The organism is uncultured Virgibacillus sp. (genome assembly GCF_947495635.1).
Lineage (GTDB): Bacteria > Bacillota > Bacilli > Bacillales > Amphibacillaceae > Virgibacillus > Virgibacillus salarius.
Window position 1 is genome coordinate 1 of record NZ_CANMAB010000242.1, and the last position, 303, is coordinate 303.

The following is a 303-nucleotide window of genomic DNA, read 5'->3' on the forward strand; positions in this document are numbered from 1 at the left end:
TTCCACAGTAGCTCAGTGGTAGAGCTATCGGCTGTTAACCGATCGGTCGTAGGTTCGAATCCTACCTGTGGAGCCATTTTATGCTTCCATAGCTCAGTCGGTAGAGCACCACCATGGTAAGGTGGGGGTCAGCGGTTCAAGTCCGCTTGGAAGCTTTCCTATAAACCTTGATATGCAAGGGAGCTAAATAAAGAACACCACTTTTTTATTAGTGGTGTTCTTATTTAAAGTTAAGAAAGTATAAAATCAGTGCAATGACTGTGTTAAGCCAAGTAGTTATTTTGAAATGTTTGATGTATATTG

The 303-nt window shown here is 41.3% G+C and carries 2 tRNA genes; both read left to right on the plus strand.

Going from position 1 to position 303, the window contains the following annotated elements:
* Position 1 precedes the first annotated feature (1 nt).
* A tRNA-Asn gene (locus tag Q1A47_RS20670) sits at positions 2 to 76 on the plus strand.
* Positions 77 to 82: 6 nt separating this feature from the next.
* A tRNA-Thr gene (locus tag Q1A47_RS20675) sits at positions 83 to 155 on the plus strand.
* Positions 156 to 303: the final 148 nt, after the last annotated feature.